A 13,433-nucleotide genomic window follows, 5' to 3' on the forward strand; every position below is an offset into this window, starting at 1 on the left:
TTTAATACAATGATTATTTTAACAGGGAAGGATTTAGAAGAGGTATTAAAGCCAGAGATAGCTGTAAATGCTGTAAGAGAAGCTTTTTCCCTTTTCTCCTCTGGAAAAGTTATTCAGCCTCAAAGACAAGTGATAACGATAAAAGGTAATTGGTGGGGAATAATGCCTTCTTTTACAGATTTTTCATTCTCTACAAAGATTGTGAACGTTATACCTAAAAACAAGGAAAAGGGTTTACCCTCAGTACAAGGAGTTGTTATACTGATGTCTCCAGATACCGGAGAAACATTGGCTATTTTAGAAGGATCAATTTTAACAGCAATAAGAACTGCTTCTGCAAGTGTTTTATCAACAGAATTAGCGTTAAGGTCAAGACATATAGATACTCTTGGAATTATTGGAGCTGGAATGGAGGCTAAATATCATTTAAAAATCACTCTCAAATTCTTTTCAGTTTCTAGGGTTTTAATCTCTGCAAGAAAAAGCCATTATGAGTTAGCAAAAGAATACGGTGGAGAAGCTGTAGAGTTAGAGAAACTTTTGAAGGAATCACAAGTAATTTATGCCACAACTTCTTCGGACAAGCCGGTAGTTTTAGGTAAACTCTTGTCTAACGATTTTCATGTTTCTAGTATAGGTGCTCATACCCCAACTGCTAGAGAAATTGATGATGATACCATAATGAAATCAAAAACGTATTTTGTAGATTCGTTAGAAGCTGTATCCAATGAAACTGGAGATTTTATTGAGCCTAAGAGAAAAGGAATAATGCCTCAAGTTTATGAAATAGGAGAAATTATAAACAAAAATATAAAAATTCAAAGACCCTCAATCTTTAAGACCGTAGGTATTGCAGCTCAAGATAATATAACCGCATATATAGCATATGAGGAAGCATTAAAGAGAGGTATAGGAATAAAAATCTAATCCTTTCCCCTCCAGATAACGTTAGGATTATTCGTTCTTTTATTTACAACTAAAGCTAAGACAAAAAGTAAAGACGATAACCTATTTAAGTATTTTGCATGAACTTCTTTTGCCTTACTTTCCTTTAGTAAAGTCACAACACTTCTTTCAGCTCTTCTGCACACTGCTCTAGCTAAATGAAGAAAGGATGAGGCAATATGTCCACCTGGTAGAACAAAGTTTCTTAGTGGTTCCAATTCTTTACTATAATTTGTTATGAGTTCTTCAATTCCCTTAACTTTTTCATCAGAAAAATTCATGTCGAATCCAGCAATTTCTGATGAGATAGAAAAGATATCATTCTGAAGTTTTTGAATAACTTCTGAAAGCTCCGGGTAAAGAGACGATACGACTCCCAAAACTGAATTTAACTCATCTAAATCTCCTAAAGCTTTAACAATTTCACTATCCTTCCAAACCTCACCAACTGAAGGTACCTTAGTCTTTCCCTTATCGCCAGTTCCAGTATACCACATTAGTAGTTTTTAAATAATATGCAAGTAATATAGGTTTCGCAATGAGGGGTCGGACTTTCATAGGGTTTTATAATATTTGATATCAACCCTCGTCCTCATACCCCTTATCTCTCTCCCCGTGCTGTCTACGGAATTAACCCCCCTCGAGGACACGGGGAGCTTCAGAGAGTACCTTCCTCTTCATCGCAACTGCTCATAGAACTCATAGTGGTACTCTCTGATTAATTTTTAAACGTAAAAGCTTAAAAACTTTTCCGTAAATAATTATTCATGGTTCAAGTAACATTCAGATCTAGGATATCCTCAATGGGACATGATAAATACGGAGACCCAAAATACGCAATATACGTGCCAAAGGCAGTGCACGATAAGATTAAAGGAATGTTAGATAAAGAGGTGTTCATAATTGTCATCCTACCAGATGACGAATAAACTGATAGGATCGAAAGAAGCCCTATAACACTTCCAATTCGTAACAGTAAACGGTAAGGTCGAATTTGATGATATATCAGGAGTTACTTGGATTGCTAGATCTTACTCACAAGTAATGAAGACTGATATAAAGCCATTATTTGAGGGAAGAGATGCGAAGAAGCTAACTGATCCCTTTACAACATTCTACCAAACTACATTTACCTAGAGACTGCAGTAACGCATGCAAAGACTATCGTTGAAGGGTTATTGGATAGGGAGACGGGGAAGAAAGAAATAATTCACGCTAAGGTTAAGAAGTTCTGGTTTGCAAGTAGGGGTAACAAGGCTGATAAGGGGAATAGAAACGTGAAGTTCCGCGTTATGGATGACCACGTCCTAGTTAAGGTCAAGGATCCATGGAGTAAGTGAATTGTTGGTAGAGGATACTTTGATAGAAAATACTTGCTCAGAGAGTTGGAAGAATTATCGGAAAGGAAGGAGGAGGGTTATGATGTTGTAATAAGTTTTAAGGAAGGCGTAAAGATTCGTTTTCAAGCCCCTCTCTGGCTCTACCTTAAACACTTTTCATCCCCCAAACCAACTGGTTATGATCTTGTTACTGGTTTTGATTTAAACAGTGATAGGCTTAATGTAGTCGTAATCGACAAGGAAGATAGGGTTATTACGACCAGGGCTTATCGATACTCAGAGGTAACTAGGCTGGTTATCCTAAGGAGAGGGCTAGAGAATTAAGGTTAAGTGCTCTATCTCAGTCACTGAAGTTCCTTGTAAAAATTGGTGTTGAGTATGTAGTGTTTGAGGACTTGTTCGTTATAAAGAGGAGTAGAGGTTTTATTAAAAACAAGAGTGCGAATAGGATGATTAGTAAATTTGCTAAGAAGCAGATGCTTATTCACGGTTAGCATTTTACGTCTTTTTCCTTCTCTTAAACAGTTTCTTAATCCCACCCAAAGACTGATAAATACTTTTTATCATCCTTGATATCCTCTTGGCTCCTAACCTTAAGCCAAGAGAATACTTAAATGAGAGGACTAAGAGGAGGGAGAGGGCTTTCAAGGTTATGAAACCCTTGTTCCTAATCCATGTGAGGAAAGAGCTCTTCTCCAAGCCTAGAGCCTTTAGCTCCCTAATTACTACTTCAATATCCCAACGGTTTTCCCATGTTGTTATTATGTCTTCTGGTGTGTCTTTCGTGTTGGTTGAGAAGAAGTATCTTTTTCCCATGTCTTTATAATTGTCTATTACGAGTAGTTTTATGGGGGTACCTAGGTATTCTACTAGGTATTCCCCTTCGGGGAACTCGGCAACTGGCACGTGTCTGTCACCCTCGACAACACGTGAGTTTGCCTTGAGTTCCCCGATAGTGTTAGGTAGTAGGGTTTTTGAGTTTACGTACCATGAGTCGAATGAGATGGTGGTAACGTTGTACTCGTTTAGGATTGTTGGTAGTGTTTCTAGGTATAGTTGGATTTTTGTTTTGTATTCTGCTTTTTCTCCCCTTTCCTTGAGTATTTCGGCAACTTTTTGTGGTATGTATGGTATTATTGTTATAATGTAGGTTTCGTTTGTGTATAGGTCTTTTATTGCTATTATTAGGAGTTGTATTGCTGGTTCGTATCTTTTGTGTTCTCTGCAGTAAAAGGCTTGTGTTCCGTTTCTTGATACTGGTAGTGCTCTTGCTTTGTGGTTGTGTGTGTCGTCTATTATTAGTTGTACTGGGTGGTCTTTTACTATTTCTTTTACTATTTTGATCAAGTTTATGTTTGCCAATTTGTCAAGGTTTTTTAGTACTGTCTCGTAGTCCATGTCTACTGCTTGTGCTATTTCTGTTGCTGTTCCACCCATAACTCCTCCTAGCACTAGTCTTGTTAGTGTGTCTTTTCTCACGCTAGTCAAGGCTGTGAAGATTTGTTGTAATGCTTCTCGGAGTGCCTTGTAATACTCTTGGAGTAATGAGTTTGTATTCATCCGATATTTTGTTTGGCTAATTTTTAAAAAGTTTTTAAGGTTCCCTTAAACTGCAAGGATTTTCCTATAAATGCTACACGGTTTTATTAAGGCATTAAGGTTGGGTTTCAATGTAATCCTAGTTAATCCTAAGGGTACTACTAGTTCTGAGGAACATGAGACGATTATGAGGGTGAGGGGTTTTGATAGGCATACTGCATCAGTCTATTTAATAGCGTTAAAAGGACTAGGGATGATAAATAATGTTAAATAATATAAACTTTACAACTTATTGAAAACTGTTGACAACGCGGCAATATTTGCCAATACTTGGTGTAGTGTTAGTCTGGAGTTCAGCTTACCCTCTAATTAAAATTGCTCTTCAATATATGTCGCCAATAATTTTAGCAATAATTAGGCTCTTAGTTGGAGGTCTTATTCTACTAATTTATGGAAAAGGTATAATATATGGCTTAAAGGAATTTATTGGTAGCCTATTAAACGTTGCGATATTTATGATATTGCTTAATTTAGGTGTTCTTCTCTCACCTAATCCAGCATTATCTGCAACATTAATTTATACTCAACCAGTTTTCGTTGCGATATTTAGTTATTTTATTTTCAAAGAAAAAATAGGGATTTTAAAGATATTTGGTATTATTATAGCAATTTCTGGGGCGATTATAGCTTCCGGTAATTTAGAAGTAAATATTGGTGCTTTAATTTCCTTATTAGGAGGTATAACATGGGCAGTAGGAACTATTTATTACAGAAAATATCTAATTAATGAAGATGTAATAAGACTTAACTCATTTTTTGCTCTCTCATCAGTTCCCGTACTAGTACCACTTATTCCATTTCAGTTCTATTTTAAAGTATCTTTAGAAGGAATAGTAGTAGCTATAATTATAGGTATAACAGCACAAGCCTTAGGTTTCATATTCTGGTTTTCGTCAGTGAAAAACTTGGGTGCTTTTAAAGCAAGTAGCATATCTTTATTAGTTCCAGCACTTTCTTACTTTTTCTCTTATATAATCTTAGGTGATATGCCTACATTAATAGAGATGATAGGATCATTTCTAGTACTTTTCGGTGTTTTGCTTACCAATCTAAAGATATCAAATTTTAGTTCCAGGTTTTAAAATTTCTCCGTGCCTTATCTCAGCTTCTGGAGAAATAAGTGCTCCTAACTTATTTACCTTGCCCCTAACTACTCTTGCTGGAAAACTTGAGGAAATAACGCTTGCTCCTATTTTTGCTTTTTCTCCTACAACAGTATAACTTAAGTATGACTTTGAACCTATTTCAGCTTCTGGTTCAACTAATGTGTGCGTTAATTCGCAGTAAGCACCTATTTTAGCACCTCTTTCTATAGAAGTAGCATCTCTTATCAAGGAAAAATTACCAACAAATACTTCTTTTCCAATATAAGCTGGACCTTTAATTACAGCGTAATCATCGATTACAGCGTAATCATCAATTATAACTCCTTTACCAATTATGGCTGTTTTAGAGATTTCAGCCTTCTCAGAGATTATGCTCTTCTTTTCATCTAATAGCATTTCAATAGCATTTATTAAATCCTCAGGATAACCAATATCAATCCACTTTTCACTCCAAACGAAGTATTTTAGCATTTCCTTTCTAGTATTTAAGTATTCAAGAAAATCATCAAACATTTCATTTCTGATAATATAAGCTCCAGCTAAGGCTAAAGTAGAACCAGTTTTTACAATCTCTATCTTATCTTTCTCAATTTTTGCTAATCCGTAAGTGTTTACCCCTTCACTTACTGGAACTAAAGGAATTACATAATCAGCTCCAGTAGTTAAATGAGTATTTACTAGACTAACGTAAAAATCTTCTGGAGCTACTATATCACCAAAAGCCAAAACTACATTACTGCCAGAAGCTCTTTCAAGACCATCTTTAATAGCACCGTTAATTCCCTCTCTTTTCTGTATTATAATTTCAAAAGATACGTTCAACTTCTCTATTTCTTCCTCTATTTTACTTTTCCCTTTCTCAGATGTAACAATAATAAAATCATTAATTCCCGCCTTCTTTAAGCCCTTAATACTATAAGAAATTATTAAATTACCCAGAATACTTATCGTCTCCTTTTGATATTTTTCAGTGTAAGGAAGTAAACCTTCTCCTTTTCCTCCCGCTAAAATGATAGCTTGCACATATAATTTGCAACTTTACTCCTATTAATGTGATAGAGGTAAAAGTTCCGTTAAAGCTAACTCTTTTTGGAGAACATGCAGTAGTTTATGAAAGACCAGCTATAGCATACACAATTTCAGAATTTCTTACTTTACGCTTTAAAGAAAGTGATAAATTTTATATTAAATCCGATAATTTGCAGATAAAAGGAGTGAGAGTCAATATAGATGAATTTAAAATTGAAAACGAGAATATAAAACGAGTATTATCGTACATAATAGAGGGAATAAACTATTTTGAAGCAAAGAAACCAGTAGAAATTGAAATTGAGTCTCCAGTAGAACCATCAGTAGGCTTAGGCACAAGTGCGGGTGTAGTAGTAGGAACAGTTGCCGGTTATTCTTCATATCTAGGAATAGAACTTAGCAAAGAAGAAATTGCCAAGATCTCTCACTCAATTGAGTTAAAAGTCCAAGGATTAGGTAGTAGAATGGATACATACACAGAAACTTTTGGTGGATTTATATATATAGAGAAAGACAAGTTTGAAAAACTCTCAAGCAACTTGTCATTTTCTGCTGGCTACTTTAGGAGAGTGACGACAACAGCTGAGATGCTTAAGAGAGTAAAGCAAATAAAAGAAAAGAAAAGAGAATTATTTGATTCAATTCTAGATACAATAGCCGAGATTACAATAGAAGCTAAAAAAGCATTACAAGATAACGATGAGGATAGTATAGGAGAATTAATGTATATTAATCATGGCTTACTCTTTTCCCTTGGGATAACAGTACCGCAAATAGATGAATTTATATCTACAACAAGAATGGCTAATGTAAAAGGCTGTAAAATCAGTGGTGGAGGAGCTGGTGGTGCTGTAGTATGTACGAAAGATGAAAGAGCTGAACTATTATTAACTGCTATGGGAGGAAAAGTAATTAATGCTACACCATCTTTTTTAGGAGTTCAAGTAATAAGGAGGACGTGATATGTTTTTGAGGAGTTTGTTGTCAAAGAAATACTTAGGAAAAAGTTAATTTTTATGCAAATATAATATGTCTCTTGTGTGCGGAATAATTGGTATAGTATCACTAAGGGAAAGTAAAAAACTTGCTGAAATGACAGTTTCAGCTTTGAAAAGACTTGAATATAGAGGTTATGATAGTGTTGGTGTTGCCTCAATAAGCTCTAATGGTTTAGAAATTAGAAAGGCAAAAGGAAAAGTAGAAGAGGTTGTTCTTCAGAAGAAGATTGAGGAAATGGAAGGATATGTGTTCTTAGGCCATACTAGATGGGCTACTCATGGTCCTCCTACTGATTATAACGCTCATCCTCACACTGACTGTAATGGTAATATAGCTGTAGTACATAATGGGACTATAAAGAATTATAAAGAATTAAGAGAGGAACTTGAGAGTTTAGGTCATAAATTCAAGAGTGAAACTGATACTGAAGTCATCCCCCATTTAATTGAGGAATTTATGAAACGAGGAATGGATCCTTTTCAAGCTTTTAAGTCAGCGATAAAAAGCCTTGAAGGTAGCTATGCAGTCTTGGCTGTTATAAACGGTGAAAGAAGAATATTCTTTGCTAAAAAAGATAATCCATTAATAATAGGATTAGGTGAAGGGCAAAATTTTATTGCAAGCGATATTCCAGCTTTCTTACCTTATACTAAAAGAATACTAGTTATCAGAGATGACGAGTTAGGTTTTATAACACCAGAAACTGTTTATTTAGAAGATAAAGACGGTAATGTCATCAATATAAAAGAAAGGATAAGAAGTGTAGATTGGGATATAGAAACTGCTAGTAAAGAAGGATATCCTCATTTTATGATTAAGGAAATTCATGAATCACCAAGGGCAGTAAAAGAGACAATAGACAGCCTAATGAGTGACATAGACTTAGTAGAGAAAGTTATAGAAGAAATAAAAAATGCTGAGAGAGTTATAGTTATAGGAGCTGGAACAAGTTATCATGCTGGTCTTTACTTTTCAATAGAACTTAACAGACTTGGTATAAACTCTCTACCCGTAATAGCTTCTGAGTACTATAATGTGAGGAGTAAAAAAGGGGACTTAGTTTTTGCGATAAGTCAAAGCGGTGAAACAATAGATGTACTTCAAGGGATAAGAATGATGCGAAATAGTGGTGCTAAAATTATCTCTCTAACTAACGTTATAGAAAGTGCTATAGCTAGAGAAAGCGATTATAAAATCTACATGAGGGCAGGACCAGAAATTGGTGTAGCCGCAACAAAAACTTTTACAACACAATTAGCTTCAATTCTCTTCATCCTATCCGTTTTAAAGAAGGAGAATCTAAAGAAAATGGAAAAAGCTCCAGATATAGTGAGAGATACAATATCACAAGTAGAAGGATTAACAAAGAAAATTGGAGAAGAATTAGCTAAGAAAAGTAATATATACTACTTGGGTAGAGGACTCTCACTACCACTAGCAATGGAAGGTGCATTAAAAATAAAAGAAATAGCTTATGTACATGCCGAAGCATATCCTGCTGGTGAAAGTAAGCATGGGCCAATATCTCTAGTAGAAAAAGGATTCCCAGTAGTTATAATAAATGATGGTGAATTAACAGAACTCTTACAAAATAATTTAATGGAAATGAAGGCTAGAGGGGCTAGAATTTATGCAGTAAGCGTGAATAAAAAGATGAAAGATGCTGATGTTGAAATAGAGCTTCAGTCCGAGATCCCAGTATTATCTATAGCCCCAGTAATCCAATTAATAGCATATTATGCTGCAGTAACTAAAGGATATGACCCAGATAAACCAAGAAACTTAGCTAAAACAGTTACTGTAGAATAACTGAAAATCTCACTATTTACTTACAATATACTTTTTGCTCCTCTGAGATAGCAGTAAGGGGAAATTACTCTTCATTTTTAGAGGGTCTTCTCTGTTAAGTTCCTCATTAAGTTCCTCAATAGTATAACTTCTTTGCTCATTCCTTTTCCTAACTTTTACTGTCAAAGAAAGAGTCTTAATTTCTCTCTCGCCTAGAATTACAACATAGGGTATCCAATCTTTACCAGCTCTAGCAATTTTAGCACCTAATCCATCCGGCAAATCGTCTACATCAACTCTTCCATTAATTTTACTTGCAATCTCAATTGCGCTTTTTACAAAATCTTGCTTAACTGGTAAAATTCTAACTTGTATTGGAGATAACCAAATAGGAAGTGTAGGAGGAGATTCTTTCTGTGCAGAAAGTAAGTAATAATAAGTTAATAAATTGACATCTACCTCACTATATTCTTCTTTTTCTTCAACTATCTTATAACTATTTTTTGAATCCGAAAATTGTGAAACTATGTCAATCTTACCTTTTACCTTAACTTTTATGTGAGGAGACTCATTAATACATGGCAATCTTCTACCATGCGGTTCTAAATATTTTATACTAATTTCTCCTTCTTCCACATCTTCATCTTCAGTTATAGAAGTAGCCTTACTTAACCACTTTACATACTCAAGTACAGCATTACGTAAAAAGTATGCATAAGGTGAATTTGGGAAGCCAAATTTTTCACAGATAGAGAGTTCATCACTTTTTTCGTACTCAATCTCATGTCTTACCCTTTTACTTAACTCACTTAATGGATGACCATAACAGTTTATCATAAACTGCTTATACCATCCGAAAGGAGTTCTATATACTTCTATGTTTTTCTCTTTTACACCTTCTTCAAGCTTTTGTAAAATAGGAATAGCTATTGACGGTGATTCAAGATTATCAGAAAGATGAGCATAAGGATATATAACTACTGAAGAAGCTTTAACTTTACTATATACCTCTAAAATCTCGTCAACAGCCTTTTTTACAATCTCCTCATCATCCCCCTTTTCTACAGTTGTGAATACTACCAAAACATTTTCCTTTTTTAAGCTCTGTAATTTAGGTTCTTCAGGATTTTTAATCGCTTTATCTCTAACAGAGAAAGAAAAGTCAGATGCATGGATAAAAAGCAAAATCAATCAGAACACCTTTATCTCTTGTCCGTTTTCAGCAACTATAACTTCAACTCCTAGTTCTCTCTTTAATTCTTCAGCAAGAACAGAAGAACTGTCTGGTGAACCGTGAACCAGTATTACTTTTTCCAAATTCTTAGCAGACTTAATCATATCTTTCAACTGGTTCTTACCAGCATGACTTGAGAAATCAAAAATTTGGAACCTAGCCTTTAACATAGGCGAATACTCATCAAACTTACCAGTTTCTAAAAGTCTCCTACCCGGGGTATTTTCGGCTTGATAACTAACTAAAAACACAGCGTTCTTGGGATTATCAGCAATCTTCTTAAAATAGTAAACAGCGGGCCCTCCCTTTAGCATTCCAGCACTACTCACAATAACACCTTCATTCCTAGTAGCCTTATTTCTATCATTCCACCCATTAACGTACTTAAAATAGTTGTAAGCCTTCTTTAAGGATTCATAATCATTAATGAACTCTGGATTTTGAATCATTAATTCAGTAATCTCCTTAACCATTCCATCATAATATACTGGGTAATCAAAATTCTTACTTGAAAGAACTGAGAGAATTTCTTGACTCCTAGACAAACTAAACGCTGGAACTAAAACAGTCCCTCCTCCCTCAACAACCTCTTTAACACTTTCAAAGAATTCATCCTCAACGACTTTCCTCTCTGGATGATTAAATCTACCATAAGTACTTTCTATAATTAGAACGTTTGCATCACGCAAAAATTCGAGTTCAGCTGGCTTTACTAAATGAGTATTAATTACATTTGTATCTCCAGTATAGACAATATTACCTTTTTCAGTCTTTATTTTTATCATAGAACTACCTGGGATATGACCAGCATCACCTAACTCAGTCTTAAAAGTACCAACTTCAAACTCTTCATGATATTTTACAGACCTAAAATTATCCATCACTTTTCTAACTTCAGTCCACTCAAAGGGTACTTTAGCCCCTGAAAGTTTTAGAAAGTCCTTCAACATCAATTCGGTAATTAATCTAGTAAGCCTTGTACCAAATATAGGAAAATTACCAGAAATCTGATAAAGTGGTAAAGCACCAACGTGGTCCAGATGGGAATGTGAGACTATAAAACCTTTAACCCTACTTGGAACTTCTTGTAATGGTAAATTAGGATTATCATTAGCATCAAAGTTAACCCCGTAATCAAGGATAATACTCTCTGATGAAGTAGTAACCTCAATAGCTGCCCTACCTACCTCTTTTCCTCCGCCTAAAATCTTAATAGAATACTCCATTATGCTTTAAAAATCAAACAGCAAATTATTAAGTTTGTTTTATAATATATTCTTGTGAAACCGAAACCTAGTCAGTTTAAAAATCTTGAAAGAATGTTAGGGTTAAAAACAGAACAGCTTGATGCTGTTAAAGTAACTATAGAACTAAAGGATAAAATTCTGATTATTGAAAACCCCACAGTAATAAAAATGATAGCACAAGGACAAGAAATCTATTCAGTCATTGGAGAAGCGAAAGAAGCGCAAAAAGAAGAGCCTAAAGTTGAGATTAAGGACGAGGATGTAAAGTTTGTAATGGAACAAACAGGTAAGGGAGAACAAGAAGTTAAAGAAGCACTTCAAAAGGCTAATGGAGATATCGCTAAAGCTATACTTTTACTGACTGGGCAAGAGACCTAATCCTTTTTGTTATATCCTCAGCTTTAGTAAAAGTTGATACTACTATCACAATATTATCTTTTTCGGCTAACAGTAGGGCAAGAGGATCTAACCTAACTGGTCTATGAAAAACCACTAATGGGGGCTTAATAGGGGCAATTTTTAAAGCAATCATTGGGGACCTACCGGAAGAGACATTAGTGAAAACTACAGCCCTTCCAATCATAAAATTAAGTAATTGATAAAACTCCATTCCCTTCAGACTAGTTATAGCCTTAACACTATCTGTAACCATCCAACCGTAAATTTTAACTTCTGGAATGAAAGAGTTAGGTATAAAACCATTAACAGCAGTAACAATCTCATCAACACCTACCGGAACTGAAAAATCTCCTAGATCATCTATGTATGGCAACATTAACGTATAACCCTTTAAAAGCTCATTTATCATTTTATAACCCCTTGAAGCGTCTATTTCGATAAGGGCTCTAACATATTTACGTAAAAACTCAACACCGGGATTCCTTCTTCCCCTTTCATAATCAGCAATAACAGACTGAGTAATTCCCAAATACCTAGCTAACTCACCTTGACTAATTTGAAAAGCCTCCCTCCACTTCTTCATAACTGAGCCGGGGGAAGAACTCCAACCAATATCTCCTAAAATTCTCTTAGCTAATGTTTCAATTAAGTAATCCACAGAAAAAGCTATAAAAAACAAAACAAAAATATTTATGGGCCCGTGGTCTAGCCTGGACTAGGACGCAGCGCTCGGGCCGCTGTGGTCCCGGGTTCAAATCCCGGCGGGCCCATGGGCCGGTAGCTCAGCCTGGAAGAGTGCTCGGCTCGCACCCGAGAGGTCCCGGGTTCAAATCCCGGCCGGTCCACTCTTAGTATTGAAAAAACTTCATTTATGTCACAAAACTGTGGTTAAGAGATACTAATTATATACCGCTAGCTGACCTTGTAACCGTAAGATAAAGGAAATAATCTCTTTCCCTTATTCTTAATCTTCTTACTAACTTTAAGGAGTTAGGTTAGTGTACTTTCGTCTAGTCTATCAAATTACTGGTTAAACTATTAACTTACGTAGAGTTAAACATTTATATTAGAAGAATTTTATAATTAATAATATGGAAAAGTATAGGGTAAAGGTTTATAAAAAAGGAATAATAGTCATCCCAAAAGAGATAAGGGAAAAAATAGGAATAAAAGAAGGAGATATATTAGAGTTAACAGTTAACGGAAATAAGATAGACATAGAGAAACCCATGACACTCTTAGATCTCTTTGGGGTTGACGGAGAAGTAGCTGTAGAAGTTGCTAAAGAGGTTATTAAGGAAAGGAGGAAAGAAGTTGAAAGAGAAATACGTTCTTGATACAGGGCCTCTATCTTTATTATTCGCTGGAAATAAAGAAATCAGGAAATATTTTGAGAAAATGTATACTGGAAGCATAGAAATTTACATGAGTGAAGTAAATTTAGCTGAATTTCTCTACCTATATATTCTAAAAATGGGAAAGGAAATTGCAATTGCTAGACATAGATATATTAGAAATTCTCCAATTAAGATTTTAGCTCCAAATGAAAATATAACCCAAAGTGCAGCAATATTAAAGAGCAAATATCATTATCTTTCTTTAGCTGATGTATTTCTTATAGCTACTGCGAAAGAAATTGGAGGCAAAGTTATTACTACAGATGAAGATATAGAAAAAACTAAAGAAGTTGAAGTAATAATGATCCCTTTAGATTAAAATAAAGAATTTAAAAGTATCTTTAATAGTA

14 protein-coding genes, 2 tRNA genes and 2 pseudogenes are annotated in these 13,433 nt (G+C 34.9%); 12 read left to right on the top strand and 6 right to left on the bottom strand.

Translation table 11 applies throughout. The features are described from left to right. The first annotated feature begins 9 nt into the window (after nucleotides 1-9). Nucleotides 10-927 (top strand): ornithine cyclodeaminase family protein, encoded by a 918-nt coding sequence (locus STK_RS12035; protein WP_052847023.1) that lies wholly within the window; start codon nucleotides 10-12, stop codon nucleotides 925-927. On the opposite strand, the gene STK_RS12040 is transcribed toward STK_RS12035, so the two are convergent. Further along, nucleotides 924-1,442, bottom strand: a complete 519-nt coding sequence (locus STK_RS12040) for a cob(I)yrinic acid a,c-diamide adenosyltransferase (RefSeq protein WP_010980260.1) — start codon at nucleotides 1,440-1,442, stop codon at nucleotides 924-926. The genes STK_RS12035 and STK_RS12040 overlap by 4 nt on opposite strands. Nucleotides 1,443-1,712: 270 nt before the next feature. Between STK_RS12040 and STK_RS15435 the strand changes: the two genes are divergently transcribed. Together STK_RS15435 and STK_RS15770 are read left to right on the top strand one after the other, a co-directional pair. After that, on the top strand, nucleotides 1,713-1,874 hold the full coding sequence (locus STK_RS15435) for a hypothetical protein (RefSeq protein ID WP_198429695.1): 162 nt from the start codon (nucleotides 1,713-1,715) through the stop codon (nucleotides 1,872-1,874). After that, nucleotides 1,864-2,776, top strand: a pseudogene (locus STK_RS15770) (hypothetical protein); the annotation flags it as partial. The gene STK_RS15435 and the pseudogene STK_RS15770, both read left to right, overlap by 11 nt. A 7-nt stretch (nucleotides 2,777-2,783) precedes the next feature. On the opposite strand, the gene STK_RS12050 reads toward STK_RS15770, so the two are convergent. Beyond that, entirely contained in the window at nucleotides 2,784-3,845 is a 1,062-nt protein-coding gene (locus STK_RS12050) for an ISNCY-like element ISSto15 family transposase (RefSeq protein ID WP_010980262.1), read from the bottom strand. Between the two features lie 70 nt (nucleotides 3,846-3,915). On the opposite strand from STK_RS12050, the pseudogene STK_RS12055 reads away from it, so the two are divergent. Next, nucleotides 3,916-4,098, top strand: a pseudogene (locus STK_RS12055) (hypothetical protein); the annotation flags it as partial. 46 nt (nucleotides 4,099-4,144) lie between these two features. After that, nucleotides 4,145-4,966: a DMT family transporter gene (locus tag STK_RS12060; RefSeq protein ID WP_232616482.1), complete on the top strand. Its 822-nt coding sequence runs from the start codon at nucleotides 4,145-4,147 to the stop codon at nucleotides 4,964-4,966. Here STK_RS12060 and STK_RS12065 read toward each other — a convergent pair. Then, the gene (locus STK_RS12065) at nucleotides 4,943-6,013 is read right to left on the bottom strand and encodes a sugar phosphate nucleotidyltransferase (protein WP_010980265.1); all 1,071 of its coding nucleotides are present in this window, start codon (nucleotides 6,011-6,013) and stop codon (nucleotides 4,943-4,945) included. The genes STK_RS12060 and STK_RS12065 overlap by 24 nt on opposite strands. A gap of 29 nt (nucleotides 6,014-6,042) precedes the next feature. On the opposite strand from STK_RS12065, the gene mvk reads away from it, so the two are divergent. After that, a complete protein-coding gene (gene mvk, locus STK_RS12070; RefSeq protein ID WP_010980266.1) occupies nucleotides 6,043-6,981 on the top strand; it encodes a mevalonate kinase in 939 nt (312 codons plus the stop codon). A gap of 76 nt (nucleotides 6,982-7,057) precedes the next feature. Further along, nucleotides 7,058-8,827, top strand: a complete 1,770-nt coding sequence (gene glmS / locus STK_RS12075; RefSeq protein WP_052847024.1) for a glutamine--fructose-6-phosphate transaminase (isomerizing) — start codon at nucleotides 7,058-7,060, stop codon at nucleotides 8,825-8,827. Between the two features lie 12 nt (nucleotides 8,828-8,839). Here the strand turns inward: glmS and STK_RS12080 are convergent, their stop codons facing one another. Together STK_RS12080 and STK_RS12085 are read right to left on the bottom strand one after the other, a co-directional pair. After that, entirely contained in the window at nucleotides 8,840-9,997 is a 1,158-nt protein-coding gene (locus STK_RS12080; RefSeq protein ID WP_052846739.1) for a threonyl-tRNA synthetase editing domain-containing protein, read from the bottom strand. After that, entirely contained in the window at nucleotides 9,998-11,266 is a 1,269-nt protein-coding gene (locus tag STK_RS12085; protein ID WP_010980269.1) for an MBL fold metallo-hydrolase, read from the bottom strand. A gap of 93 nt (nucleotides 11,267-11,359) precedes the next feature. On the opposite strand from STK_RS12085, the gene STK_RS12090 reads away from it, so the two are divergent. Further along, nucleotides 11,360-11,665, top strand: coding sequence for a nascent polypeptide-associated complex protein (locus STK_RS12090; protein WP_052847025.1), 306 nt, complete (start codon nucleotides 11,360-11,362; stop codon nucleotides 11,663-11,665). Here the strand turns inward: STK_RS12090 and STK_RS12095 are convergent. Next, complete coding sequence (locus tag STK_RS12095; protein ID WP_010980271.1) at nucleotides 11,634-12,344, bottom strand: helix-turn-helix domain-containing protein; 711 nt, start codon at nucleotides 12,342-12,344, stop codon at nucleotides 11,634-11,636. The two genes, STK_RS12090 and STK_RS12095, sit on opposite strands and share 32 nt — an antisense overlap. A gap of 36 nt (nucleotides 12,345-12,380) precedes the next feature. On the opposite strand from STK_RS12095, the gene STK_RS12100 reads away from it, so the two are divergent. From STK_RS12100 to STK_RS12115, 4 genes are all read left to right on the top strand, one after another. Beyond that, a tRNA-Pro gene (locus STK_RS12100) sits at nucleotides 12,381-12,456 on the top strand. A gap of 1 nt (nucleotide 12,457) precedes the next feature. Continuing rightward, nucleotides 12,458-12,531 (top strand) — tRNA-Ala (locus STK_RS12105). Between the two features lie 246 nt (nucleotides 12,532-12,777). Beyond that, complete coding sequence (locus STK_RS12110) at nucleotides 12,778-13,023, top strand: AbrB/MazE/SpoVT family DNA-binding domain-containing protein (RefSeq protein WP_010980272.1); 246 nt, start codon at nucleotides 12,778-12,780, stop codon at nucleotides 13,021-13,023. Next, on the top strand, nucleotides 12,965-13,402 hold the full coding sequence (locus STK_RS12115) for a type II toxin-antitoxin system VapC family toxin (protein ID WP_232616483.1): 438 nt from the start codon (nucleotides 12,965-12,967) through the stop codon (nucleotides 13,400-13,402). The genes STK_RS12110 and STK_RS12115 overlap by 59 nt, the downstream gene beginning before the upstream one ends. The last annotated feature ends 31 nt before the right edge of the window (nucleotides 13,403-13,433 follow it).

The organism is Sulfurisphaera tokodaii str. 7, assembly GCF_000011205.1.
GTDB classification, from domain to species: domain Archaea; phylum Thermoproteota; class Thermoprotei_A; order Sulfolobales; family Sulfolobaceae; genus Sulfurisphaera; species Sulfurisphaera tokodaii.